The organism is Stenotrophomonas sp. FW305-C-20-S1 (assembly GCF_058783335.1).
Map to the genome: position 1 here is coordinate 37625 of NZ_JBYTEK010000005.1, position 24961 is coordinate 62585.

The 24961-nt window shown below is 67.0% G+C and carries 21 protein-coding genes; 7 read left to right on the plus strand and 14 right to left on the minus strand.

Annotated features, from left to right (window positions below; translation table 11 throughout):
* Positions 1 to 141 precede the first annotated feature (141 nt).
* The 3 genes from AC3WTC_RS04285 to AC3WTC_RS04295 all read right to left on the minus strand — a co-directional run bounded on the left by AC3WTC_RS04285 (position 142) and on the right by AC3WTC_RS04295 (position 2680).
* Positions 142 to 1131, minus strand: coding sequence for a sensor domain-containing protein (locus tag AC3WTC_RS04285; RefSeq protein ID WP_025877692.1), 990 nt, complete (start codon positions 1129 to 1131; stop codon positions 142 to 144).
* Entirely contained in the window at positions 1128 to 1493 is a 366-nt protein-coding gene (locus tag AC3WTC_RS04290) for a PadR family transcriptional regulator (protein ID WP_032975774.1), read from the minus strand. Before AC3WTC_RS04290 ends, AC3WTC_RS04285 begins: the two co-directional genes overlap by 4 nt.
* Positions 1494 to 1585: 92 nt before the next feature.
* Positions 1586 to 2680 carry a hypothetical protein gene (locus AC3WTC_RS04295; protein WP_133119328.1) on the minus strand — a complete coding sequence of 365 codons (1095 nt, stop codon included), beginning with the start codon at positions 2678 to 2680 and terminating at the stop codon, positions 1586 to 1588.
* 515 nt (positions 2681 to 3195) lie between these two features.
* On the opposite strand from AC3WTC_RS04295, the gene AC3WTC_RS04300 reads away from it, so the two are divergent.
* Entirely contained in the window at positions 3196 to 4098 is a 903-nt protein-coding gene (locus AC3WTC_RS04300; protein WP_492710709.1) for a peptidylprolyl isomerase, read from the plus strand.
* Between the two features lie 522 nt (positions 4099 to 4620).
* Here AC3WTC_RS04300 and AC3WTC_RS04305 read toward each other — a convergent pair.
* On the minus strand, positions 4621 to 5493 hold the full coding sequence (locus AC3WTC_RS04305; RefSeq protein ID WP_025877696.1) for a DMT family transporter: 873 nt from the start codon (positions 5491 to 5493) through the stop codon (positions 4621 to 4623).
* Positions 5494 to 5609: 116 nt separating this feature from the next.
* On the opposite strand from AC3WTC_RS04305, the gene AC3WTC_RS04310 reads away from it, so the two are divergent.
* Together AC3WTC_RS04310 and AC3WTC_RS04315 are read left to right on the plus strand one after the other, a co-directional pair.
* The gene (locus tag AC3WTC_RS04310) at positions 5610 to 6554 is read left to right on the plus strand and encodes a LysR substrate-binding domain-containing protein (RefSeq protein WP_049466285.1); all 945 of its coding nucleotides are present in this window, start codon (positions 5610 to 5612) and stop codon (positions 6552 to 6554) included.
* A gap of 69 nt (positions 6555 to 6623) precedes the next feature.
* Positions 6624 to 6917 (plus strand): hypothetical protein, encoded by a 294-nt coding sequence (locus AC3WTC_RS04315; protein WP_025877698.1) that lies wholly within the window; start codon positions 6624 to 6626, stop codon positions 6915 to 6917.
* A 119-nt stretch (positions 6918 to 7036) separates the two neighbouring features.
* On the opposite strand, the gene AC3WTC_RS04320 is transcribed toward AC3WTC_RS04315, so the two are convergent.
* On the minus strand, positions 7037 to 7846 hold the full coding sequence (locus tag AC3WTC_RS04320) for a DUF4349 domain-containing protein (protein ID WP_263930164.1): 810 nt from the start codon (positions 7844 to 7846) through the stop codon (positions 7037 to 7039).
* The gene (locus tag AC3WTC_RS04325) at positions 7843 to 8199 is read right to left on the minus strand and encodes a GFA family protein (RefSeq protein WP_492710713.1); all 357 of its coding nucleotides are present in this window, start codon (positions 8197 to 8199) and stop codon (positions 7843 to 7845) included. Before AC3WTC_RS04325 ends, AC3WTC_RS04320 begins: the two co-directional genes overlap by 4 nt.
* A gap of 112 nt (positions 8200 to 8311) precedes the next feature.
* Here AC3WTC_RS04325 and AC3WTC_RS04330 point away from each other — a divergent pair, with 112 nt between their 5' ends.
* On the plus strand, positions 8312 to 10120 hold the full coding sequence (locus tag AC3WTC_RS04330) for a DUF885 domain-containing protein (protein WP_313283163.1): 1809 nt from the start codon (positions 8312 to 8314) through the stop codon (positions 10118 to 10120).
* A 121-nt stretch (positions 10121 to 10241) separates the two neighbouring features.
* Here AC3WTC_RS04330 and smrA read toward each other — a convergent pair whose 3' ends face one another.
* Complete coding sequence (gene smrA / locus AC3WTC_RS04335) at positions 10242 to 12074, minus strand: multidrug efflux ABC transporter SmrA (RefSeq protein ID WP_025877703.1); 1833 nt, start codon at positions 12072 to 12074, stop codon at positions 10242 to 10244.
* Positions 12075 to 12266: 192 nt separating this feature from the next.
* Positions 12267 to 13826 carry a serine hydrolase gene (locus AC3WTC_RS04340; RefSeq protein ID WP_492710716.1) on the minus strand — a complete coding sequence of 520 codons (1560 nt, stop codon included), beginning with the start codon at positions 13824 to 13826 and terminating at the stop codon, positions 12267 to 12269.
* Positions 13827 to 13936: 110 nt separating this feature from the next.
* On the opposite strand from AC3WTC_RS04340, the gene AC3WTC_RS04345 reads away from it, so the two are divergent.
* Together AC3WTC_RS04345 and AC3WTC_RS04350 are read left to right on the plus strand one after the other, a co-directional pair.
* Complete coding sequence (locus AC3WTC_RS04345; RefSeq protein ID WP_025877706.1) at positions 13937 to 14380, plus strand: VOC family protein; 444 nt, start codon at positions 13937 to 13939, stop codon at positions 14378 to 14380.
* Entirely contained in the window at positions 14377 to 15255 is an 879-nt protein-coding gene (locus AC3WTC_RS04350; protein ID WP_279208518.1) for a DUF72 domain-containing protein, read from the plus strand. The genes AC3WTC_RS04345 and AC3WTC_RS04350 overlap by 4 nt, the downstream gene beginning before the upstream one ends.
* On the opposite strand, the gene AC3WTC_RS04355 is transcribed toward AC3WTC_RS04350, so the two are convergent.
* Complete coding sequence (locus tag AC3WTC_RS04355; RefSeq protein ID WP_223482165.1) at positions 15176 to 15793, minus strand: Pr6Pr family membrane protein; 618 nt, start codon at positions 15791 to 15793, stop codon at positions 15176 to 15178. The genes AC3WTC_RS04350 and AC3WTC_RS04355 overlap by 80 nt on opposite strands.
* Before the next feature lie 77 nt (positions 15794 to 15870).
* On the opposite strand from AC3WTC_RS04355, the gene AC3WTC_RS04360 reads away from it, so the two are divergent.
* On the plus strand, positions 15871 to 16818 hold the full coding sequence (locus AC3WTC_RS04360) for a DMT family transporter (protein ID WP_025877711.1): 948 nt from the start codon (positions 15871 to 15873) through the stop codon (positions 16816 to 16818).
* A gap of 39 nt (positions 16819 to 16857) precedes the next feature.
* Here AC3WTC_RS04360 and AC3WTC_RS04365 read toward each other — a convergent pair whose 3' ends face one another.
* From AC3WTC_RS04365 to AC3WTC_RS04385, 5 genes are all read right to left on the minus strand, one after another.
* Positions 16858 to 18018, minus strand: coding sequence for an AAA family ATPase (locus tag AC3WTC_RS04365; protein WP_223482164.1), 1161 nt, complete (start codon positions 18016 to 18018; stop codon positions 16858 to 16860).
* 120 nt (positions 18019 to 18138) lie between these two features.
* The gene (locus AC3WTC_RS04370) at positions 18139 to 19209 is read right to left on the minus strand and encodes a GGDEF domain-containing protein (RefSeq protein ID WP_059063565.1); all 1071 of its coding nucleotides are present in this window, start codon (positions 19207 to 19209) and stop codon (positions 18139 to 18141) included.
* Between the two features lie 151 nt (positions 19210 to 19360).
* A complete protein-coding gene (locus AC3WTC_RS04375; RefSeq protein WP_033830696.1) occupies positions 19361 to 20083 on the minus strand; it encodes a pseudouridine synthase in 723 nt (240 codons plus the stop codon).
* Between the two features lie 34 nt (positions 20084 to 20117).
* Positions 20118 to 21782 (minus strand): sensor domain-containing diguanylate cyclase, encoded by a 1665-nt coding sequence (locus AC3WTC_RS04380; protein ID WP_492710721.1) that lies wholly within the window; start codon positions 21780 to 21782, stop codon positions 20118 to 20120.
* A 740-nt stretch (positions 21783 to 22522) separates the two neighbouring features.
* The gene (locus tag AC3WTC_RS04385) at positions 22523 to 24946 is read right to left on the minus strand and encodes a putative bifunctional diguanylate cyclase/phosphodiesterase (protein WP_100436014.1); all 2424 of its coding nucleotides are present in this window, start codon (positions 24944 to 24946) and stop codon (positions 22523 to 22525) included.
* Between the last annotated feature and the right edge of the window lie 15 nt (positions 24947 to 24961).

A 24961-nucleotide genomic window follows, 5' to 3' on the forward strand; every position in this document is an offset into this window, starting at 1 on the left:
TGGTGCTTTCGGTAGATGCCAACCTTGATTGGCGCTCTTTCAAGCGTACTGACACCTGATGGTTCGTGCCAACCAAGGTTGGCACCTACCATGGCGAAGTGCCGACCGAGGTCGGCACCCACCAGAGAAAAAATCGCTGCCTTACAGGCGCACCAGCAGGTTCTTGGCCAGCATGCCGTGCAGCTTGCCGATGCCGCGTGCCAGGTGCATCGTCAGCAGCAGCAGCAACACACCCACCGCTGCTACCACGATCGCCACCAGCGGCGAGGCTGCCATCGGCAGCACGTTCACGTCGTTGATGTAGATGCCGGGAATGTCGCCGCTGAAGATCGCCGCCACCGGCGCCCAGATCAAGCCCAGCGATAGCGACAGCAGGGTCACCGCGATGGTGAAGTAGACGATGCCCAGCGGCAGCATCAGCACGAAGTACAGCAGGGTCAGCCAGGTGCGGCCATCGGTGAACATGTCGCCGATACGCTGCAGCCAGCTGCGGCTGCGGTCGGTGTACTGCGGCCGGCGCGGCATGCGCTCGCCCAGCAGCGCTTCCACCAGCCGCCCTTCCAGCAACGCCAGTCCACGCACCGAGCCGAAGAACAGCACCGTCAGTGGGACGCCGATGATCAGGATCAGCAGCCCCAGCGACAGCGACAGACCGGTGACCACCCAGGTGAAGAAGAAGATGCCGGTGGCCAGCGACAACAGCATGTAGAACAGCGCGCCGTAGGTGTGCGGGTCCGTCACTACGCCGAAGAAACGCGCCAGCAGCGAGCGTTGCACGGGCGCTGCGGGCTGTGCCGCCGGTGCAGCACCGCTGGCCTCGGCCGCTGCACGCAGCACCGGGCCCGTGTCAGCCCGCGGCGTGCGCAACGCGCGGTTCACCGTGAGCTCGGTTTCGCGGTAGATCTCCGCCACCTCGTCCGGTGCGCCGTAGCTGCCGGCGACGTCGGCGATGACCTCGGCTTCGCTGCGGCCGGGTTGCGCCGCCAGTTCCGAGCGCAGGTATTCCTCGGCGTCGTACAGGGCGTCCTGCACCATCGCCGGATCGGCACCGTCCAGCGCGGCACGCAGCTGCGCCAGGTACTGCGGGATGGTGCTGGGCAGACGGTTGCCTGCCAGGTCCAGGTCGTTCATTGCGGTACCCCCTCCAACACGGAATCGACGGAATCACGGGTGTCGCGCCAGGCCTGGCGCCATTGCTGCAGCACCTCCCGGCCACGCGCGTTGATGCGGTAGTAGCGGCGCGGCGGCCCGCTGCTGGACGGCTCCACATGGCTCTCCAGCAGGCCGGCGCCCTCCAGGTTGCGCAGCACCGGGTACAGCGCGCTCTGCTTGCCACTGAGCACGCCCTCGCCCACCCGTTCCAGCTCCTTGGCGATCAGGTAGCCGTACAGCGGCTCACCGGCGCGGGCCAGCACTGCGAGCAGGGCCAGCGACACGGTGCCGGCGCTGAGCTCCTTCTGGAACTTCTTCAGGTGGACATCGTCCTCGGACATGACCGGCCCTCCACTACGTTGAAGTCCACAGTAGTGCGAAGTTCGGTATAGCGAATGTGTCGTTAGTCATCCTGCCGTGCGGAAAGGGGCCTTCAGGCATGATGGACGGCCGCCCGCACTTGGGCCGCAACGTTCTGCGGCAAAGCGTGCCTGCCCTCTTCAAGCCGGCTGAGCAGGGCCTGCCGACGGGCGGCCCCGAGCGGCGAGTACTGCCCGCTCACCCGAAGCCAGCCATGCACGAGCCGCAGGTGCCAGGCACGTTCATCCTCGCGCTGCGGTACCGCATCCAGCAGCAGGTCGAGGTGTTGCCACAAGGGCAGCCGGGTCAGCTGCCCGAGCAGGCCAGCCTGTGCCACCGGCGAAGGACCGTCGTGGCAGAAGGCGAGCAGGCGCGGCGGGTCCAGCTCTGCCGCCCATAGCACGGTGGCGCTGGCCAGCAACGCATTCACGGTCCGCCCCGGCTTTTCCAGTGCCTCGCGCAGCAATGCCAGACGGGCACCGCCCTCGGCCCGCACCCAGCCGCGCAGGCAGTTGCGCTGATGGCGCGCCGATACCTGGGGCAACAAGGCGCGCAATGCAGGCATATCCTCTGCCTCGGCGTGATCGGCCAGCGCTTCCAATGCTTCGCGCCATCGCGCGCGTCGACGGTGCTTGAGCTCGTCTCGCCACAACGCGATGGCCGGCGTGGCCTGCCGCTGCTGGAGCAGCCACATCGCCAACCGGCGCACGCCTCTCGAACGGTCGAATGCCGCGGTTTCGATGTGCGCATCCAAGCCGGCCACCTCGCGCTCGACCAGCGCACGCAACGCGGCACTACGTACCCCGCTCGCAGGCGCGGACAATGCCAGCGCGCACTTCGCCTCGACATCCGCAGGCTCGCCGTGGTGCAGAAGATCGGCAAGTGCCAAGTGCGAGATGTGCGGATCACTGTCCAGAATCGCGCGCACGCGCAACGCTGCCCGATCCGGATGACTGTGCAGGGCGACAGCGTAGGCCATCAGCCGGGTGCGTGCGTCGGGATGGCCCAGCAGTCCTTCAAGCACTATGCGGCTGGAGGGCGATGACAACCAGGCGAACAGGGTGCCCTCGAGCCACGCCCGGTCAACGCGCTGGGAATGGCGCAGGCGCACGGCCACCGGCCAGGCCGCCAGTACGTGCTGCACCGCGCACTGCCCGAGCAGGGACATCACGCAATCCTGCGCCGCCGCACGCACTTCAGCCACCCAGTCATTGCAGCGGAGCAAGGCACAGGACAACGTCAAATGGCTGGGCACCGAGCGCATCATCTGCAACGCGGCCTCACGCGTGCGGCCATTGCCATCCGAGCCCGCAAGGAACAGTGCCGCCGTCTGCACAGTAGCCGGCGCCGCTGCACAGGCTTTCAGGCAGGCGAGCAGGCCATCATCGTTGGCAGCCCACCAACTGCGCCGACGCTCATCAAGATCGAACAGCCCACGTGGCGACAACGTCTGCAACCAATGCACACGATTCCCCCCTTCATCGACGAACGCCTTCAGGATCTGGTCGATTCTGGCGCTCAGTGCGGCTTCGGGGGCCTCCGGATGCGGTATCAACATCATCTGCTTCCATTAAGGAGAATGACCATCGTGCCGCACGTACATGGACACGGCCAGCACGCGACCGTGGCGCAGGCACGCACTCTCGCGCAGAATCGAGACCTCGTTCATGTTCCGGGGATCCCATGCCGCACCGTCGACGCCTTGCCCTGACCGCCCTTGCCCTGGCCTGCCTGCTGCCCGCAATGGCCAGCGCAGCCACGCCCTACCGCAGCCCGCAGCAGATCCTCGATGCCTCCGCGGCCAGCGACTGGCGCACGCCGGACCCGGCCAACCTGCTGTACATGGACCTGCCAGCCGGGCGGGTGATCATCGAGCTGGCGCCGCAGTTCGCCCCGCGCCATGTCGCCAACATCCAGACCTTCGCCCGCGAGCACTTCTGGGACGGCACCAGCATCTACCGTTCGCAGGACAACTTCGTGGTGCAGTTCGGCGATGCCGACGCCGACGATGCAGCCAAGGCCAAGCCGTTCGGCAGCGCCCAGCGCAAGCTGCCGGCCGAATTCGAGCGTGCCAACCGCGGTTTGAAGGTGAGCGTGCTGCCGGATCGCGATGGCTGGGCAGCACAGACCGGCTTCGTCGACGGCTTCCCGGTCGGCCAGGACCCGCAGGCCGGCAAGGCCTGGCTGGCGCACTGCTACGGCATGCTGGGTGCGGGCCGCAGCAACGAGGAAGACAGCAGCATCGGTGCAGAACTCTACGTGGTGACTGGCCAATCGCCGCGCCAGCTGGACCGCAACATCACCCTGGTCGGCCGCGTGCTGAAGGGCATGGAACTGCTCAGCGCGATCCCGCGCGGACCGGCACCGATGGGCTTCTACGCCGACCCGAAGCTGCGCACACCGATCGTGTCGATCCGTCGCGTCAGCGACATACCCGCGGCTGAGCGCACGCCGATCCAGGTGCTGCGCACCGACTCGAAGACCTTCGCCGATACGGTCGAAGCGCGGCGCAACCGCGTGGATGATTTCTACAAGCGCCCGGCCGGGCATATCGACCTGTGCAATATTCCGGTGCCGGTGCGGTGATGCTTTCCTCGCGTGACGCGTGCTGAAGGTGCTTCACCGTTCATAGGCGTTACTTTTCTTTGTACGCAAAGAAAAGTAACCAAAAGAAACGTTCCGCCGGTCGCGAGCCGCCGTGCTTCGCACGTCGGTCCCCTGCGATGCTCGGCTCGCTCAAGGCGGACCCAGATCAAAGGCCGCAGCTGCACCCAGTAGATCCACGCCATGCGTGGATGCTCTTGCTGTTGGTCTTGACCTTCCCGTCCGCCTTGAGCGAGCCGAGCACCGCAGGTCCGGCGAGGGCGAAGAGGCGCCGATGTCCTGTAGAGCCGACTGTTAGTCGGCTGACTTCTGCGCGCCGCCCCTCGACGGGCCGAGGAGCGCAGGGCACCGGTGCGCAGCACCGGCTCGCGACCTGGCGGCGTGTTTCTTTGGTTACTTTCTTTGCACGAGCAAAGAAAGTGACGCCTCCCCGCAGGCGCGGGAAAAGGCTGCCGGGCAGCGCCCGGCACTACCAGTGTGTCGGACGACGGTGCGTCGGCGCCCTCAGCCCTTCTGACTCACCGCCACGCTACCGAGAATCAACGCACCCGCAATCAGCATCTGCAGCGTCACCGGCTCGCCCAGGAACAACCAGGCGAACGCAGCACCGAACAACGGAACAAGGTAGGTCACCGTTGACGCGCGCGACGGGCCGATGCGGCCGATCAGGCGATAGAACATCAGGAAGGCGAATCCGGTGCAGACCACGCCCAGCGCGATCGCCGCGCCCCATGCCTTGCCTGGGATCGGACCCTGCGGCAGATGAGTGAGCGCCATCGGCAACAACCACAATGAGGCGCACGACAACGTGGCAGCGGCGGCCGCAGCCGAGGGCAGACCGGTCATGTGCCGCTTCACCAGGTTCACGCCCAAGCCGTACAGCAGCGAGGCGGCGGCACCGGCAAGTACGGCCGTGCCGATGCTCAGCCCCGAGATCTTGGCCGTGGCCAGCACCACCACGCCGGCAAACCCCACCAGCAGCGCGCCGGCACGGCGTACACCGATCTTCTCGCCGAAGAACAGGAAGGCGATCAGTGCGGCAAACAGCACCGTCATCGCATTGCAGATCGCACCGATCGCGGCCGGCGCACGCTCTGCGGCGTAAGCGAAAAGCACGAACGGCAACGCCGAATTGACCAGGCCGATCGGCGCCAACCACAACCAGCGGCGCGGTGGGAACTGCGCGCGTGCGCGCCACAGGAACGGCAGCAACACCAGTGCGCCCAGCACCAGCCGTACCTCGACCAGGGCGAACGGCCCGAATGAAGGCACCGCCACCCGCATGAACAGGAACGAGCAGCCCCAGATCGCGCCGAGCAGGGTCAATTCCAGCGGTGTGCGCCAATCACGCTCGGTCGCTTGGGGTATCGCATTCATGTGCTGTGTCCGTTCGTCATCGTGGCGCTGTTCCGGCCACACAGGATCAGCCGCAGACGTCCGCTGCACAAGCGCGTAGTATCGCTGCCAGCCACAAATATGGTTTGAGGCTGGACATGCTGCTACGCCCTTCCCTGCTTCCCGCCCTGGCCGTTTTCGCGGTCGCTGCGCGCCATCAGAACTTCGCCCAGGCCGCGCAGGAACTGCATCTGACCGCCAGCGCGGTCAGCCACCATGTGCGGCGCCTGGAAGAGGTGCTGGCCACGCGCCTGTTCCTGCGCCATGCACGCGGGGTACGCCTGACCGCCGAAGGCCGGCAGTTGGCCGACGCCGCCAGCGCGGCGTTCACCGATGTCGCCGCCGTCGCCCACCATCTGCAGCCGGACGCGGACAGCGTGCCGCTGCGGATCGCGACGCTGCGCTCGCTGTCGTACTGCTGGCTGCTGCCACGGCTACCGCGTTTCACCCAGGCCCATCCACACATCCGCATCGAGCTGCACACCGGCAGTGGCCTGGACCGTTACGACGAGAACGGCCCGGAGGTCGGCATCCGCTACGGACTGGGCCAATGGCCCGGACTGCATGCGCAGCACCTGATGGACGACAACCTGTTTCCCGTCGCGTCCCCCGCGCTGCCGGGAGTCGAAGTACTGCAGGACCCGGCACGCATCGCCGAGCTGCCGCTGCTGAGCGATCTGTCACCACAAGGCTGGCGCGATTGGTTCCGCCATGCCGGCGTGCGTCCGCCGTCACCGCTGCCGGCAATGCACACCTTTGCCGACAGTACCGATGCGATGCGCGCGGCGGTGTACGGCATGGGCGCGGTGCTGGCGCGCACCCACGTCGCCCAGCCGTACCTGCAGCGCTATGAGCTGGTACGCCTGCCTGGCCCTGCACTGAAGGCACGCTATGCCTATTACGTGGTGCATGCCGAAGGGCGACCGCCCAGCCCCGCCGCACGGCTGTTCATCGACTGGCTGCTGGGCCAGGCAGCGGATGAGCGCACGCCGGTGCCGGCGTTGCCGGACAGCCTGCTGGGCCGCCCGAGCACACCCGGCTGACTGCGCCCTCACCCGATCTTTGCCCAGCGCTGGCTAGGCTGCAGGCGAACCCCACAACGTGCTTCCGCCATGGCCCTGCTGCGACTGAGAATTACCGGAACCGAAGATGATGCCCGCGCGATCAGCGACCTGCTGCTCGGCCTGGAAGGCATCGAACACGTCGAAGAGACCGACGACCTGATGCCGCACATGGACGACGATGACTCCAGCTCGGCCGGGCTGTCCGACGACATCGGCCCGGGCACCCACGAACTGGAAGTGGAAGTAGGCAACGAGAGCACCGCGCAGAAAGTGCGCGATGCGGTGCAGGAACTGGCACTGGAACTGGATGTGTTCGTCGAATACGAGACCGACGAAGGCTGAGCGTCCGCCGGGCATGGCCCGGCGCTACCCGATGCTCGAGGCACCACGGTAACGCCGGCCATGCGCCGTCTGTGCCAGTAGCGCCGGGCCATGCCCGGCGAATACGCGGCGCGGTTCGATCAGGGCTTGCGGCGTCGGCGACGGATCAGCGCACGGACGATCCAGGCCATCACCAGCGCCACCACGCCCACCGGCAGCAAAGCGGCCGCGGCACGGATCAGGAATGCCACGCTGGTGCTGAGAATGCTGCCCGACTCGCTCAGGGCTTCGCCGATCTCGCTGCGGCTGCGCTGGCCGGACGTCGTGTCGAAGTGCATGGTCACCAGCTGGGTATCAATGCGCCTGCGCTGCTGGGCGGCGTCCTTGTTGGCCTGCTCCACACCCGCCTCGATCTCCGACAGGCGCGTGGTGATCGCCATCAGATCCTCGATCTTCAGATCGCTGCGGTCCTGGTAGGACAGCAGCCGCGCGTGCTCCTTCTCCAGCCGAGCCTTGGTCAGCGCGGTGTCGGCCACCTGCTGGGCCAGGTCCTCGGCACGCGTGTTGCGCGCCTGCAGCTTGCCGCCCTCGCCGGCCAGGCCGATCAGCGATTCCACGCCCTTCGGCGCGATGCGTACCTTGACTTCGCCACTGGGCTGTTCGCCACTGCGCTGATCCACCTGCAGCACCGCGCACTCACCGAACTTCGCGTTCTGGCACGCCTGTGCGACCTGCTGGATGCGCGGGGCGATCTGCGCTGCTTCCAGCTGCACCTGCACATCGTGCTCGTAGGCCAGGAAAGCGCCTTCCGGCGAAGCGACAGCGGCATCGGCATCGGCAGCGACTGCGCCGGCCTCCTGCGCTCGCTCACCGTTCTTGGCACAGGCCGCCAGCGCCAGCAGCAATGCCGGCACGATAACCACGCGCGTCCACACGCGAGGCGCCGTCATCGCGAGGCTCCGTCGAACGGGGTGATCGACAATCCACCCAGCTCCACCTGTGGCAGGCAGCGCACGTTGATCGCCACCATCGGCAGGCCGCTGCGCGGATCCACCGCCTCGCTGTACGGCGCGGTGCCGCACTCGCGGCAGTGATGGTGATCGATGTTATGGGTGTTGAACTGGTAGGTCGCCACGTCGGCGATATCGGTGCCCAGCTGGAACGCCTCGCGCGGGGCGAACCAGAGCAGGCTGCCGCGGCGGCGGCACATCGAGCAGTTGCAGTCGATGACGTCCTTGATGGGGGCGTCGGCCTGCACGGTGAATGCGATCCTGCCGCAATGGCAGCTTCCCTGGTATTCCATGTCCCGCGCTCCGCTGGAGAGTCCTTGTATGCGCCCATGGTAATCCTATGGCACGGGGACAAAGCAGCCCCGGGGGCCTATGCTCGAGGATTGACCCCGTACAGGAATGCCGATGCGCCCGCATCTTCTTGCCCTCGCCCTCGTCGCCGCCCTCGCCGGTTGCCAGCCGGCCGATGCCCCGACCAGCGGTTCCACCCCGGCCGCCAGCCAGCAGGCCGGAGATGCGGCGGTCGACGCCGCCTTCGCCGACCTGTCCAAGCGTGCCCTGGATACCTGGATGCAGCTGTCCCCGGTCAGCGCCACCCAGATCGGCGACCACCGCTATGACAGCGAGATCGACGACCTGAGCGCTGCCGGCCAGCAGAAGACCGTGGACGCCTACAAGGGCCTGCTGGGCGAGCTCGACAAGATCGAGGTGGCCAAGCTGGGCCGCGAAAACCAGGTGGATGCAGCGATCCTGCGCAACCAGCTGCAGTCGGAAATCTGGAATGCCGAGGTCATGCAGTCCGGCAAGTGGGATCCGCAGCTGTACAACGGCGTTGCCGGCAGCGCGATCTACGGCCTGATGGCACGCGAGTTCGCGCCGTTGCCCGAGCGCCTGAAGGCCGCCACCGCGCGCATGGAGAAACTGCCGGCGATCTTCGCCCAGGCCCGCGAAAACCTGGATCCGGCACGCGTGCCGAAGATCCATGCCGAGACGGTGGCCAAGCAGAACAAGGGCATCCTCAGCATCGTCGATACCTTCATCACCCCGCACATCGGCGAGCTGCCGCAGGCCGACCAGCAGCGCCTGCAGGCCGCCATCGACGGCCTGAAGAAGGCAGTGGACGAACAGCAGACCTGGCTGGACAAGACCCTGGTGCCGAACGCCAAGGGCGACTTCCGCATCGGTGCGGAAAAGTACGACCAGAAGCTCAAGTTCGCGCTGAATTCCTCGCTGTCGCGGCAGGAGATCGGTGAGCGTGCACGCGCCGAACTCAAGCGCGTGCGCGAGGACATGTACGGCATCGCGCAGACCGTGCTGAAGGACAAGCCGGGCGCACCGGAAATGCCGGCGCAGCCGACCGACGAACAGCAGCAGAAGGCGATCGAGGCCGCGCTGGAGCTGGCCTACGCTGACAAGCCGGCGCGCGACAAGGTGGTCGACGACGCCAAGGCCGCACTGGAGCAGTCCACTGCGTTCGTCCGCGAGCACGACCTGATGACCCTGCCCGACGCGCCGGTGGACATCATCCTGATGCCGGAATTCCAGCGTGGCGTGGCCGTGGCCTATTGCGATTCGCCGGGCCCGCTGGACAAGAACCTGAAGACCTTCTACGCGGTTTCGCCGATTCCGGACGACTGGAACGACAAGCAGGTTGATTCGTTCCTGCGCGAATACAACTCGCGCATGATCCACCTGCTCAGCATCCACGAGGGCACCCCGGGACACTATCTGGAAGGCTGGCATTCGGCCAAGTTCCCCTCCACCCTGCGCGCGGTGCTGCGCTCGGGCCTGTTTGCCGAAGGCTGGGCGGTCTACACCGAGCGCATGATGCAGGAGCAGGGGTACCTCAACAACGACCCGCTGTTCCACCTGGTGCAGCTGAAGTTCTACCTGCGCACGATTTCCAACGCGATCCTCGACCAGGGTGTGCACGTGGACAACTGGGATCGCGAGAAGGCGATGCACCTGATGACCCACGACGCCTTCCAGCAGGAAAGCGAAGCCTCGGGCAAGTGGGTGCGCGCGCAGCTGACCTCGGCTCAGCTGCCGACCTACTTCGTCGGTGCGCAGGAACACTTCGACACCCGCAAGGCGATGCAGGACAAGCTGGGTGACAAGTTCAAGCTGAAGGCCTACCACGACCAGATGCTGTCCTACGGCGCACCGCCGGTGCGCTTCGCACGCCAGCTGATGCTGGACCAGCCGATCGAGTGATGGATCGGGTGTGAGTTGAATGGAAACGGCCCGGGGAAACCCGGGCCGTTTCTCTATCCGTGTGGCACAGCATCCACGCATGGCGTGGATCTACTGTTGCGCATCCACCGTGCGGCGTTGGTCATTGCTCCGCGGCGACAAAACCACCGGTCTGCCGTGCCCACAACCGCGCGTACAGTCCACCTGCCTCGATCAGCTCGGCATGGCTACCGGTCTCGACGATGCGGCCCTGGTCCATCACCACCAGCCGGTCCATGCGCGCGATGGTCGACAGGCGATGGGCGATCGCGATCACCGTCTTGCCGCCCATCAGCTCGTCCAGGTTGTCCTGGATGGCCGCTTCCACTTCCGAGTCCAGTGCCGAGGTCGCCTCGTCCAGCACCAGGATCGGGGCGTCCTTCAGCAGCACACGGGCAATGGCGATGCGCTGGCGCTGGCCACCGGACAGCTTCACCCCGCGCTCGCCGACGTGTGCGTCGTAGCCACGACGCCCTTCGCCGTCGACCAGCGTGTCGATGAAGGCCTCCGCGCGCGCCTTGGCCACGGCCGCGCGCAGCTGCGCGTCGGTCGCATCGGGACGGCCGTACAGCAGGTTGTCGCGGATCGAACGGTGCAGCAGCGAGGTGTCCTGGGTGACCACGCCGATCTGCTGGCGCAGGCTTTCCTGGGTGACGTAGGCGATGTCCTGATCATCGATCAGGATGCGACCGCTTTCCAGGTCGTACAGCCGCAGCAGTACGTTCACCAGCGTCGACTTGCCGGCACCGGAGGGGCCGACCAGGCCGATCTTCTCGCCCGGCTTCACCACCAGGTCCAGGCCGGCGATCACGCCGCCCTTCTTGCCGTAATGGAAATGGACATCCTGGAAGTGCACACCGCCACGAGTCACCTGCAGCGGCACCGCATCCTCGCGGTCCTGCACGGTCAGCGGCTGGGCGATGGTGGTGATGCCATCCTGCACGGTACCGATGTCTTCGAAGATGCCGTTGATGGTCCACATGATCCAGCCGGACATGTTGTGGATGCGGATCACCAGGCCGGTTGCCAGGGTGATCGCGCCGACGGTGATGTGTCCGCCGTTCCACAGCCACAGTGCCAGGCCACAGGTGCCGGCGATGAGGAAACCATTGACGATGGCGATGGTCAGGTCCATGCCGGTGGTGATCCGGGTCTGCGCGCGGTGCTTGACCGCCAGCTCCTGGATCGAATCGGCGACATAGGCCTGCTCGCGGCCGCCGTGGGCGAACAGCTTCAGCGTGGGAATGTTGGTGTAGCCATCAACGATGCGTCCCATCGCCTTGGAGCGCGCCTCCGAGGCGATCCAGGCCCGTTCCTTCGCGCGTGGCACGAAGTAGATCATGATCACCACGTAGGCCAGCAGCCACAGGATCAGCGGCACCATCAACCGCCAGTCGGCCTGCGCGAACAGGTACAGCGCGGTGCCGGTATAGACCACGATGTACCACAGCGAATCGACCATCTGCACCGCCGACTCGCGCAGCGAGGTACCGGTCTGCATCACCCGGTTGGCCATGCTGCCGGCGAAGTCGTTCTGGAAGAAGCTCAGGCTCTGCCGCACCACGTAGTTGTGCATCAGCCAGCGCGATCGATTGCTCAGGCCCGGCACGATGGCCTGGTTGACCAGCAGGTTGTGCAGGCCGACCAGGATCGGGCGCGCGATGACGGTGATGAACAGCATCCAGCCGAGGGTATCGGCATGGCGCTGGAAGAAGTCCGCGCCGGGCTGCTCGGCAACCATGTCGACGATGCGACCGAGGAAATCGAACATCGCCACTTCCACCAGCGCCAGCAGCAGGCCGGCGACCAGGGTGGCCAGCAGCACCGGCCACACCGGCCGCAGGTAGTGCAGGTAGAACGGCACCACGGTGCGCGGCGGCATGCGCCCGTCAATGGGCGGAAACACCGGAATCAGGGATTCAAACCAACGGAACATCGCATTCCCCCGCCATCGATAGCCGGCGGAGTATCCCACGCCGCGTGTGTACGCCGGCCGACGATCACCACCGGTTCCGCGTAGCGCCGGGCCATGCCCGGCGGATCGCCTGCAACCGCGCTACGCGCTCGCCGGACGTGGTCCGGCGCTACCCGTCCGCTCGGCCAAACGGTAGCGCCGCGCCCGGCGGCGTCATTTCACCGGCGTGAACAGCAGGTCCTGGAAATCAAAGCTGAAATCGGTCAGGTCCGAGATCGGCTGCATGCGCACCTCGCGCACTTTTCCGTCCGGGTCCAGGCTGAAATTGACGAACGCATCGGCATTGAGCGAGCGGTCGTCCCAGCGCACGATGAAGGTGTCGTGCTGCCAGTGCTCCAGACGGCCGCTCAGCTGCGCGGTCTTTGCAAAGCGCAGGCGCAGGCCCTTGCCTTCTGCCGTCACCACCATGTCGCCATACCAGCGGTCGCGGTAGGTGGCCGCATACCCGGCCAGCGGCAACGACGGCCTGCTGCCCTTGTCACGCTCGGCCTGGTGCTTGGCCCACGCTTCGTCGGCCTTGTCCTGGCCCTTGGCCACGCCCTTGGCATAGGCATCCACCCAGTCGTGCTTTTCACCGCCGAGGTAGGCATCGAGCACGCTCAGCGTGATCGCATTGAAGGCGGCCCCCACTTCCTGGTTGGTCAGCACCACCACGCCCAGCTTCTCGCCCGGCACCAGGGTCAGCCGCGAAACCATGCCCGGCCAGCCGCCGGTGTGCCAGACCAGCTTCTGCCCGCGATAGTCGCTCAGGCTCCAGCCCTCGCCATAGCCGGCGAAGTTGGCCCGCGCCGGCGCCAGCTCCGGCACGCTCGGCGCCGGGATCGTCTGCGGCGTGATCATCTGCCACATCTGCTGCTGGCTCTTGGCGGTGAACAGCGCAGTGCCATCGGCCAGCTTGCCTTCGGCCAGCTGCACCTGCATCCAGCGTGCCATGTCGTGGGCACTGGAATAGATGCCACCGGCACCGGCATTGTTCGACCAGGTCAACGGTGCAACGGTGCGCAGGTCCTTGAAATCGTACTTGGCGTGGCCGACCGCAGCATTGTCGCCGGCCTTGAGGTGATCGGCGTTGTAGCGCGTGCCGGCCATGCCGACCTTGTCGAAGATGCGTGTCTGCAGGAACTGCTGGTAGCTCATTCCCGAAACGTGCTCGATCACCTGCTGGGCGACTGCATACAGGATGTTGTCGTAGGCATAGCGCTCGCGGAAACCGCCCTTCAGCGGCACCTGGCCGAGGCGCTGCACGACTTCGGCGTTGCTGTAGGAGGTGGTCGGCCAGAACAGCAGGTCGCCTGCGCCCAGGCTCAGGCCACTGCGGTGGGAAAGCAGGTCGCGGATCGTCATCTGCCCGGTCACGAACGGATCGGACATGCGGAACGATGGCAGGTGGTCGATCACCTTGTCGTCCATCTTCAGCTTGCCGTCCTCGGCCAGCAGATTCAGCGAGGTGGCAGTGAAGGCCTTGGTGTTGGAGGCGATGGCGAACAGGGTATCGGCCTCGACCGGCGCCGGCTTGCCCAGCTCACGCACGCCCCAGCCGCGTTCCAGCACCACCTGCCCGTCCTTGACCACGGCCACGGCGATGCCGGGCACGTCGAACTGCGCGCGCACGCGCTCCACGGTCGCATCCAGGTCCTGCAGCTGCTGCGGGGTCGCCGCAGTGGCCATGGTCGTGCACGCAAGCAGCACGGCTCCTCCGATCCAGGTTTTCATCCAGCACCATCTCCGAACAGGGGTAGCGGCCATGTGCAGGCCGTCACCGGGGTTTCGCGCGATGGTAACGGCCCCGGGTGCAGCCTGCCCTGTGCCATAGGAGGGGTGCCATGGGTGCGAACGGCCAGAGCAACAACGGCTCCACCATCATTCCGTGCCTGCGCTACCGCGATGCGCTGGCGGCCATCGACTGGCTGCAGCGCGCGTTCGGTTTCCACGCGCAGGCCGTGCATGCCGACGGCGATACAGTGCATCACGCGCAGCTGGTGTTCGGCCAGGGCATGATCATGCTCGGATCTGCCAGCAACAGCGGCGAATGGGCCAAGCTGGCGGTGATGCCCGATGAAGTCGGCGGCCGGCAGACCCAGAGTCCCTGCGTGATCGTCACCGATGTCGACGCCCACTATGCCCGGGCCACGGCTGCCGGTGCGCGCATCGTCATCGACATTGCCGACCAGGCCTACGGTGGACGTGGCTATGCCTGCGCCGACCCGGAAGGCTACCTGTGGTGGTTCGGCAGTTACGATCCGTGGCGGGCGGAACACACGCAATGACGGCACGGCAAGCGTCTGCAGCGCCGGTCCGCTGCGGTATCGGCGGCTGGGTGTTCCCGCAATGGCGTGGTGGCGCCTTCTATCCGCCAGGGCTGATCCAGCGCGAAGAGCTGGCCTATGCCAGTCGTGCGTTGCGCTGCATCGAGATCAACGGCACCTTCTACCGCACCCCGACAGCGGCCCAGTGCGCGCAATGGGCAGCGCAGACGCCGGAAGGTTTCCGGTTCTCGATGAAGGCCCCGCGTCATCTGGTGCAGCGTCGCGACCTGTCGTCCACGATCGAGGCGGCGAGCGCGTTCCTGCAGGCGGCCCTCGCGCTGGGCGACCGGCTGGGCCCGTTGCTCTGGCAGTTCGACCCGCAGCACCCGGCCGATGCCGCGGCACTGGATGCCTTCATGGCACAGCTGCCCAGGCAGCTGGATGGAACGGGGTTGCAGCATGCGTTGGAGGTGCGCAACGCCAGCGTCCATGGGCCGGAACTGGTGCAAGCGGCGCGCCGGCATGGCGTGGCCCTGGTGATCGAAGACAGCGACGAATCGCCATTGCATGGCGACATCACCGCGGGCTTCGTCTATGCACGGATCAAACGCAGCCAGGCCCGACTGGCCGAAGGTCTTCCCCAGCCGATGCAGCAGCGCTGGGCCACGCGCGCGCGGTGCTGGGCCCGGGGTGAGGCGGTGGACGACCTGCCCTGCCTGGCCGCACCGTCCCCGGCCGCGCCGCGCGAGGTCTACCTGCTGTGCATCGGCGCCGGCAAGGTGCGCAATCCGGCGGCGGCGATGGCACTGCAGCGGGTCATCGACGGCGCCAGCGGTCCACTGCCCACAGCAGTGTCCAGCCCAGCACGAACACCCCGCCGACGCGCAGCACGCTGAGGCCGAATGCACGCGAACCGATCCGCTGTACTTCCAGGAACGGATACGGTGCGCTGCCCAGCCACGAGGCCGTGAGCATCGCCCAGCCCAGGTAGGCCAGCGGCACCAGCAGGACCACACCCAACGCACGCCAGCGCAGGCCACCATGTGGCAGCAGCCCCGCCCAACCGGCCAGATACAGCAGCGGCACCACGTAGTGCAAGCCGGCATCGGCCCACCATTGCAGGCCAGTTGGCTGCCACAGCCCCTGCAGCACCAGCAGATAGATCAGGCCGGTCACGCCGATGCACAGTGCCAGGGTGGCGGCTACCGTAGGTCGCAGTGCGCGGCCGCTGCAGAGCCAGAGGCAGCCCAGGCACACGGCCAGATTGCTGAGGATGGTGAAGTAGCTGAAGAAGCGCAGGCTCGCCACGCCGGGTCCCAGGCTGGCGCCGATGCCGCGCATCAGCAGGGCAAACTGCAGCAGCAGCGATGCTGCCGCGACCAGCGCGGTCAACAGCGCCCAGCCGCGCAGCAGAAGAAAACGGGCAGCAGGCATGCACGGCTCCCTCGTGGCAACGCCGCGAGCATGCCACAGGCATCGCCCGCCGATGCGGCTTGCCTCACAATACGCCGATGAGCACACCCGACACCCGCAAAGCGCTTTGGCAGATCCACTTCTGTGTCCTGCTGTGGGGCGTCACCGCCATCCTCGGCAAGTTGATCACCCTGCCGGCGCTGCCGCTGGTGTGGTGGCGGATGCTGCTGGTGGTGGCGATGCTGGCGTTGCTGCCGCGGGTCTGGCGCGGGTTGCGCACGTTGCCGCTGCGGCTGGTCGCCGGCTATGCCGGTATCGGCGCGCTGGTGGCCCTGCACTGGCTGACCTTCTACGGCGCGGTGAAGCTGGCCAATGCCTCGGTTGCCGCCACCTGCATCGCCCTGGCACCGGTGTTCACCTCGATCATCGAGCCCTGGGTGGCCAAGCGTCCCTTCCAGCTGCGCGAACTGGCCTTCGGCCTGGCGGTGCTGCCCGGTGTGGCGCTGGTGGTGGGTGGCGTGCCCGACGGCATGCGCCTGGGCGTGTTGATCGGTGCGCTCTCGGCCCTGCTGGTGGCAGTGTTCGGCTCGCTCAACAAGCGCATGGTCAGCCATGCCGATCCGCTGACGGTCACCGCGCTGGAACTTGGCGCGGGCACGCTCACCCTCACCCTGCTGGCACCGCTGATGCCGTACCTGCTGCCAGCGCTGGCCAGCCCGTTGTGGATCGTTCCCGACCTGCACGACGGCATCCTGCTGCTGGTGCTGGCCGGTGTCTGCACGCTGCTGCCGTTCGCCCTGGCCCTGGTCGCGCTGCGCCACCTCAGCGCCTACACCGTGCAGCTGGTCACCAACCTGGAACCGGTCTACGCCGTGTTGCTGGCCGTGGTGCTGCTGCGCGAGCAGCACGAAGTCACCCCGTGGTTCTATCTGGGCGTGGCGATCATCGTCGGTGCCGTGTTCCTGCATCCGCTGCTCAACCGCCGCAAGCGCGTGCAGCATCCGGAAATCCTCGGAACATCCGAAGCGCGCAACATCGCCGATTGAGCGCGTCCGCGCATTGCGTGGATCTTCCCGGCACCCGTCTCAGCGCTGCGGCCAATGCCAGGCCGGTGCATCCAGCAGGCCCTGCCCGCTCAGCAGCGTACGCCCGTGTTCCTTGTGCAGGTGCATTGAATGGCACTGCGGTGCCTGTTCCAGCGCGGCAATCAAGCGCGTGGCGTGCGATACCACCCAGACCTGGCTGCGTGCACTGGCGGCGATGATCAACCGTGCAAGCGCCGGCAGCAGGTCCGGATGCAGGCTGGTCTCCGGCTCGTTGAGCACCAGCAGCGGCGGCGGCCGTGGCGTGTGCAGGGCCGCGGCCAGCAACAGGAACCGCAGCGTGCCGTCGGACAGCTCGGCCATCGACAGTGGCCGCAGCAGACCGGGCTGGTGGAAGCGCAGCGCGAGTCGGCCATCCAGTTCCTCGAAGCTGACCGTCGCTCCCGGAAATGCATCCTCGATCGTCCGTGCCAGCGCCTGCGGATCGCCGATTTCGAGGATCGTCACCCAGGCGGCGGCGAGGTCGCGGCCGTCGTGGTGCAGCACCGGGGTGCGGGTCGCCATCGCCGGTTGTCGCGCCGGTGCATCGGCATCGCTGCGGAAGTGGTCGTAGAAGCGCCAACGGCGGATGTACTCGCGCAAGGTGATGGCTTCCGGCATGCGCTGCGGATCGCCCACCTGGGTGAACAGGCTGTCGAACAGTGAAAGACGATCATCCACCAGGTCCCAGCCGCGTGCGTGCCGCTGCCGCACCAGCGCACCGCGGCGGTCGACCAGCAGATTGGCGCTGCGCAGGAACGGCCCTGCCCAGATCGCTTCAGCCTTGATCTGCGGGTCCAGCGCGAAAGCTGATCGGCTCGGTGGCGGATATCCGAGGTCGATGGCGTAGCCGAATTCATCGGTGGCGAAGCCCAGCTTGAGCCCCACCGATTCCTGGCGCGGCCCGCCCTGCAGCGGGATCTCACCGGACAGCACGCGGCGGTCGATCTTTTCCGGACCGGCCCACAGCGCCGAGCCCAATCCACCCTCCCGCGCCAGTACCGCTGCAACACCGCCCTGCGCGGTTTCCGCCAGCAGGCGCAGCGCGCGGTACAGGCTGGATTTGCCACTGCCGTTGTCGCCGGTGACCACGTTGAGCCGCTGCATCGGCAGCACCAGCGCATGCAGCGATCGGTAATTGGCGATGGCCAGGGTCTGCAGCATGGTCGACGTCCTTGCGGTGAGACGTTGAGGGTGCCGTACGGGTATCGCAATGGCTGCGACTGCACGCAAAGGCCCGGGCCATCCACGCATCGCGTGGATCCACCGCAGCCGCGCGGGCGGTCAGGGCGCCACTTCCACCCGGTTGCGGCCGGCGCCCTTGGCCCGGTACAGCGCGGCATCGGCACGGGCCAGGGTCTGGTCAGACGTTTCACCGGGCTGGTGCTGTGCCACACCGATGCTGATGGTCACCGGGAAGCCCAGCGGCAGGTTGGACACGGCTACCCGCAGGAACTCGCATTGCAGTTCGGCGGTACGCAGGTCCGCGTCCGGCATCAGTGCCACGAATTCCTCGCCGCCATAGCGCGCGGCCAGCCCCCCACCGGCGAAGTGCGAGCGCAGCAGCGCCCCCAGTTCGGCCAGCACCCGGTCGCCGGTCGCGTGGCCCTGGAAATCATTGATGTGCTTGAAATGATCGATGTCCAGCAGGGCCACGCAGGTCTGCCGGTCGCGGCCATCGACGGCAATCACCGCCTCGTCCAGCGCCGCTGCCAGTGCCCGCCGGTTGGGCAGGCCGGTCAGGGCGTCGGTACGGCTCTGTTCGGCCAGATCGGCATTCTGGGCCAGCAGCACATCGTGATACTCGGACAACAGGCGTTCGTAATCGTTGCGCTCAAGCATGTGCCGCTGGATATCCAGGGCGAAACGGCGCAGCTCCATCACCACCATCACCTGCCGCGACAGCGCGGCCAGCGCTTCGGCCTTGTCGGTCGCCAGCTGCTGCGGCCGCGCGTCGAACACGCACAGGGTTCCCAGCGGCAGGCCGTCGCTGCTGATCAACGGCGCACCGGCATAGAAGCGCACATGCGGGTCGCCGGTCACCACCGGATTGTCGTGGAAGCGGACGTCCTGCAATGCATCCTCAACCACCATGATTTCTTGCGGCTGCAGGATCGCGTGGCCGCACATCGACTCGCTGCGCAGGTTCTCGGTCGCGGCGATGCCCTGCATCGACTTGAACCACTGGCGCTCGACGTCGATCAGGGTCACGGCCGCCATGGTCGTGCCACACACCGCCTTGGCGATGGCCACCAGGTCATCGAACGAGCGTTCGCGCTCGGAATCGAGGATCCGGTAGCGGTACAGCGCCTCCAGGCGCAGCGCTTCGTTGGCGGGCTTGTCGGGCTTGATCATGCAGCGTCACGTTCCGGCAGGGCGCCGCAAAGTCTAGCGGATGCGGGCGGCCAATCTGCATTCCGGTAGTGCCGGCCGTTGGTCGGCTCCCTGATGTTCATTGCCAGCACCGTGCAGTTGCCGGCCAGCGGCCGGCACTACTGGTCGTTGCTTACCAGTCCTGCTGCTGCGGCAACAGGCCGTGAAGCTCCTGCTCGGTCAGGTTGCGCCACTGGCCCGGCTTCAGTGCACCGATCTTGATGTTGTCGATACGTACGCGGCGCAGCTGGGTCACGCGGTAGCCGAACTCGGCCGCCATCAGCCGGATCTGCCGGTTCAGGCCCTGCTGCAGGATGATGCGGAAACCGAACTTGGCGATCCGCGAGGTCTTGCACGGCAGCGTCATCTGGTCATGGATGCGCACGCCACGGGCCATCGCGCGCAGGAATTCGTCGGTGACCGGCTTGTTAACCGCCACCAGGTATTCCTTCTGGTGGCCGTTCTCGGCGCGCAGGATCTGGTTGACGATGTCGCCGTTGCTGGTCATCAGGATCAGGCCTTCGGACTCCTTGTCCAGGCGGCCGATCGGGAAGATGCGCTGTTCATGGCCGACGAAGTCGACGATGTTGCCCTTCACCGTGCTTTCGGTGGTGCAAGTCACGCCCACCGGCTTGTTCAGCACGATGTACACGTGGCGGCGGGCGCCGGGCTTGCGGGCAGTGCGCACGCGCAGGGGCTGGCCGTCGACCAGCACCTTGTCATCCTCGCCGACCACCGCGCCGGTGCCGGCGGCATGGCCATTGACGGTGACCCGGCGGGCGGCGATCAGGCGATCGGCCTCGCGTCGGGAGCAGAAGCCGGTGTCGGCGATGTATTTGTTGAGTCGGCTGGTCATCGCCCCATTATCCGGCATCACCGCCCTTCCCGCCTCATGCCGTGGTCAACGGATCTTCGGTTTCGCCATCAAACACCCGGTTGCGGCCACTGCGCTTGGCTACGTACATGGCGTGGTCGGCGCGCCGCAGCAGCGCGGCCAGGTCATCTTCGGCCGGTCGCCACTGTGCCATGCCGATGCTCGCGGTCACCTCCAGAGCGGGCACCTGCAGGTCCCGGCAGGTCTCGGTGATGCGCTGGCGCAGGCGTTCCATGCGGGTGGCCGCAACCTCACGCGGCATGCCCGGCAACAGCAGCAGGAACTCCTCGCCCCCCATCCGCACCACCTGGTCCTCGCTGCGGACAGCGGCGCGAAGCGCGCGGGCCACGGCCACCAGCACCTGGTCGCCGATCTCGTGGCCATGGCGATCATTGATGTCCTTGAACAGATCGATATCGAGGAAGCCGATCACCAGCGGCCCCCTCTCACGCTCGCCGCCCTGCAGATGCTGGGCCAGCTGCTGCAGGCCGGCACGGCGGTTGGGCAGGCCGGTCAGCATATCGGTCTCGGCGAGCTGGCGCATTTCATCGCGCTGCTGGCGCAGCCGGCCCAGGCGCAGGTTGAGCGCATAGGCCGCCATCATCAGCAGCCAGGTGACCGCCAGCTGCAGGGCCTCCACCCGGTATTCCATCAACCAATGCGCGCTGGCGGCGTCGGCCACGATCAGCACCAGCATCGGCGCCAGTGCGGCCAGTCCGGCCAGCGACCAGACATCGCCGCGCAACCGGGCCCAGATGCCCATCGCCAACGACAGCGCACAGCCGGCAATGAAGCTCCACTGCAGGACCTGTGCGACCACGACCAGTCCATCGCGCTGCAACCACGGCACCAGTGCCGCCAGCGTGAGCAGGGACCACAACACCAGTTGCTGGCCCGCGCGCGAACGTGGCAGCACGCGGTCACCGCCGTTCAGGCGCCACAGCGCCGGCAACACCAGTGCCTGGGTCGCTGCAGTCAGCGCCAGCAGCCACCAGTCACCGCGCCCGCCGACGCGCAGCCAGGGCTCGGGATAGCCGCTGAGGCCGCCAAGGATCGACTGCCACAGCACCAGCACCAGGGTGGCACCGATATACATCAGGAAGCTGCGGTCGCGGGTGGTCAGGTAGGCCATCAGCGCGGAAAGCGCCAGCGCGATTGCCACGGCGATGCATGCGGCGCGCACCAGCAGCCGGGCAGTGTCGTTCTGCTGCACCGGGCTGGGCGCACCCAGCTGCAATGTGGGAACCCAGCGCGCCTTCAGCGGCGTCTGCCAGGAAACCAGGAAGGGCTCGTGGCTGCCGGCAGCGGGTACCGCCACCATGCCGATGCCCGCACGAAAGCGCGAATCGCGGGTGCGGGCATCCTGCATGTTGCCGCAGATCTCGCGATCACCGTGCTGCAGCCGCACTTCGCCGGCAAAGATGTTGAAGACATCCAGCGCCTGCGGCTCGCCGGACCAGCCTTCTGGCGGTGCATTCACCCGTGTCTGCTGGCGCGGCCCGGCCAGCATCTCCGGCGTGCACGCGCGATGGGGCGTAGGTTCGGCTGTCGCGGTGCCGACCAGAAGGTAATCGCGGCCAGCGTCGACGCTGCGCGCATGGCCCAGCCACGGCAACGCCAACCACACCAGCAGCAGGACAAGCACCGCCCCTGTTTCCAAACGCACCTGCCTGCCGCCCACGCCACGTCCTGTTCCTGCTTACGTCCGCGCCCACTGCGCGTCGCCCCTGGCGGCATTATCGCAGCGGAATGCACCACCGATGTGTAGACCAAAGTGGCGGGGGTATTGGCCGGGCTGCCGCCCGGCACCCGCTGTAGTGCCGGCCGCTGGCCGGCAACCTCAACAGCAACAGCAACTGCGGGCTACCGAGCTGGGCGGGGCGGTATGGGCAGGCAGGACACGCCGTAAACCCATCCATGGGGGCTCGATGGCGCCTTGCTCGTGTGCGCCGTCCTGCGCACACGGCAAGACCGGGGTTGGGCGTCCTGCCCAACCCGCCCGAGGGCATGCCTCGGGCCCATGGCGCCAACGGTCCTGCCTGCCCATACCGCCCCACCCCTGACAGTGTCCCGCCATCTGGTAGATCCACGCCGTGCGTGGATGGATGTTCATACCGTTTCGAAATCAATGAATGGATTGGATGTCATCCACGCATGGCGTGGATCTACGTGTCGACCAAGGTCGACACCCACCAACAGCAGCCGGAATCTGTCGAAGGCGGGGTGGGTCCGGTTGCGGGGGCGTGAGCGCCATGGATGGCGCGACCGAGCCTACAGGGACGTACTTGCGGCGTCCCCCGCAACCGGACCCACCCCGCCATCCCACGGAATGCAGCTGTTGCTGTTGCTGTTGCTGTTGCTGTTGCTGTTGCTGTTGCTGTTGAGGTTGAGGGTGCCGGGCGCAGCCCGGCCGCAGCACCTTCAGCCGACAGCCGATGGCCCCTGCGTACCGGCCAACCGCATCGGTCGCAGGTCAGCCAGGGTCAGCCGTTCCAACGGCTGCGGCCGTTCGATGGCATAACCCTGCAGCCCCTGCACGCCCATCCCGGCCAGCGCCTCGGCAATTTCGGTGGTCTCCACCCACTCGGCCACCACCTCCATCTGCAGTTCGCGGCCCAGCTCGCTGATCGCGCGCACGCTGGCACGGCTGACCGGATCGGTGTCCATGTCGCGCACGAACGCCCCATCGATCTTCAGCATGTCCGCCGACAGCTGCCGCAGATAACCGAACGAGGACAGGCCCGAGCCGAAATCGTCCAGCGCCACCCGGCAGCCGCGCGCCTTGACCGCGTCGATGAAGGCACGCGCCTGGCTCAGGTTACCGATGGCCGCGGTTTCGGTGATCTCGAAACAGAGCTTGGACGCCAGCGCGCGGTTGCGCTCCAGCAGGTCACAGACGAAGGCAAGGAATCCCGGCTCGGCGATCGACTGGGCCGATACATTGACGTTGCACAGGCCCAGCTGCCGTACGTGCGCCGGGCACACCTGCAGGTGGCGGAACAGCAGGCCGAGCACGTGCCGGTCCAGCACCACCGCCATGCCGTAGCGCTCCACCGCAGGCATGAACTGGCCCGGCAGGTGCAGCACGCCGTCACTGTCACGCATGCGCACCAGCACCTCGTAGTGCAGGTAGGACGGATCACCCACTTTGGCGATGCGCTGCGCATACAACAGCATCCGGTTCTCGGCCATGGCGCGACTGACGCCCTGCAGGCGTTCGGCCTCCAGCCGTCGCTCCTCCAGCGCCAGCCGGTTCTCGTTGAAGCAATGCACGCGGTTGCGACCGGCCTGCTTGGCCGCATAGCACGCGCTGTCGGCCGCGCTCATCAACCAGTTCACGTCCGGCGCCTCGGCTGTCACTTCGACCACGCCGACACTGCAGCTCAACTGGGGACTGCCCTCGCTGACCGGGAACGTGGCCTGGCCCAGGTTGCGGATCAACCGCTGCAGCACACGCTTGGCTTCATCCTGGTTGGCGCGGGCAAGGAACACCGCGAACTCGTCCGCCCCCAGGCGGCCGACCCAGTCGCCATCGCGCACCGCGCCGACCAGGTACTCGGCGAAACTGCGCAGCATCTGGTCGCCGGCCGCGTGGCCGAAGCTGTCGTTGACCAGCTTGAAGTGGTCCAGGTTGATGTAGCCCAGGGCATGGGTTCCACCGTCGGAGCGGACCTGCAGCAGCGATTTTTCCAGCAGGCGCTCGATCTCCCGACGATTGATCAGGCCGGTCAGGGGGTCATGGCTGGCGTGGTGCTCTATCTCACGTGCCAGGGCATGGTTCTGGCTGACATCCTCGACGATGGCGAACACCGAGAGGCGGCCGCTGGCAGTGCGCACGCCGGTACCACTCCAGCGCCCCCACACCAGGCTGCCATCGCGGCGCCGGAAGCGCAGCTCGCCCGGTCGCAGCTGGCGCTCCCAGTCGATGTGGCCACTCTCATCGATCACCAGCTCGCCCTCCATCAGCAGCTCGGCCAGCGACATCTGCAGCAGCACGTCCCGACGATGGTCGAGAATGTCGGCCATCGCCTGGTTGGCCTCCACCACCCGGCCGCCGGCATCCAGCTTGAGCATGCCGACGTTGGCTTGGTAGAAGGCAGCCCGGAAGCGGCTCTCATGCTCGGTCAGGTCCTTGCCCACCCGGCGCGCCAGAGCCACCGCCATCAGGCTGATCAGCAGGACCGACAGGCCGCCCACGGCCAGGGTCGCGATGCGCACCGCGCGGGCCATGCGCAGCAGTGCCTGCGAGAACGCCTGCGCCTGACCGCGCAGCTGGTGGTCGATGCCACGCAGCCGATGCAGGTAGTCATCCACGGTCGCCTCGTCCAGCGGTCCCGAGCCATGGCGCCGTTGCAGTTCCTCCGCCAGCGACTGCATGGCCAGCAGGTTTGCGTCGGTCTGCCGCCACAACCAGGTGGCTTCGCGGAAGGCTCCGACGTTGCGCGCATGGCGGAACGAGAAGATCAGCCGCGGAATGTCGGCGCGGGCATTGCCCCCACGCAGAAAACCGGCGCGGGCTTTCGCCTCGTCCGGTTCGGGTTGCTCCAGCGCCTTGCGGGCCTGCAGGTCACCCAACGGAACCTGCAGTGCCGTCTGGGCATCCTGCAGATCCTGCAGATGGCCACGCGCCAGGTAACGGCTGAGCGCTGCGGTGGCGTCCTGCTGCCCCCGCGACCAGTAGCCCTGCCCTGCGATCCATGCGGTCGATGCCGCCTGCAGCTCCTGGATCACAGCCGACAGCGCGACCAAGCCGATCGCCATGCCCGTCAACAGCGCAAATCGCAGTCCCAGCCCGCGGGTCATCGGTACCCGTCGACGCTGTTGGTCCATGCCACTTCTACCCATCCTGGATCCCCCGAA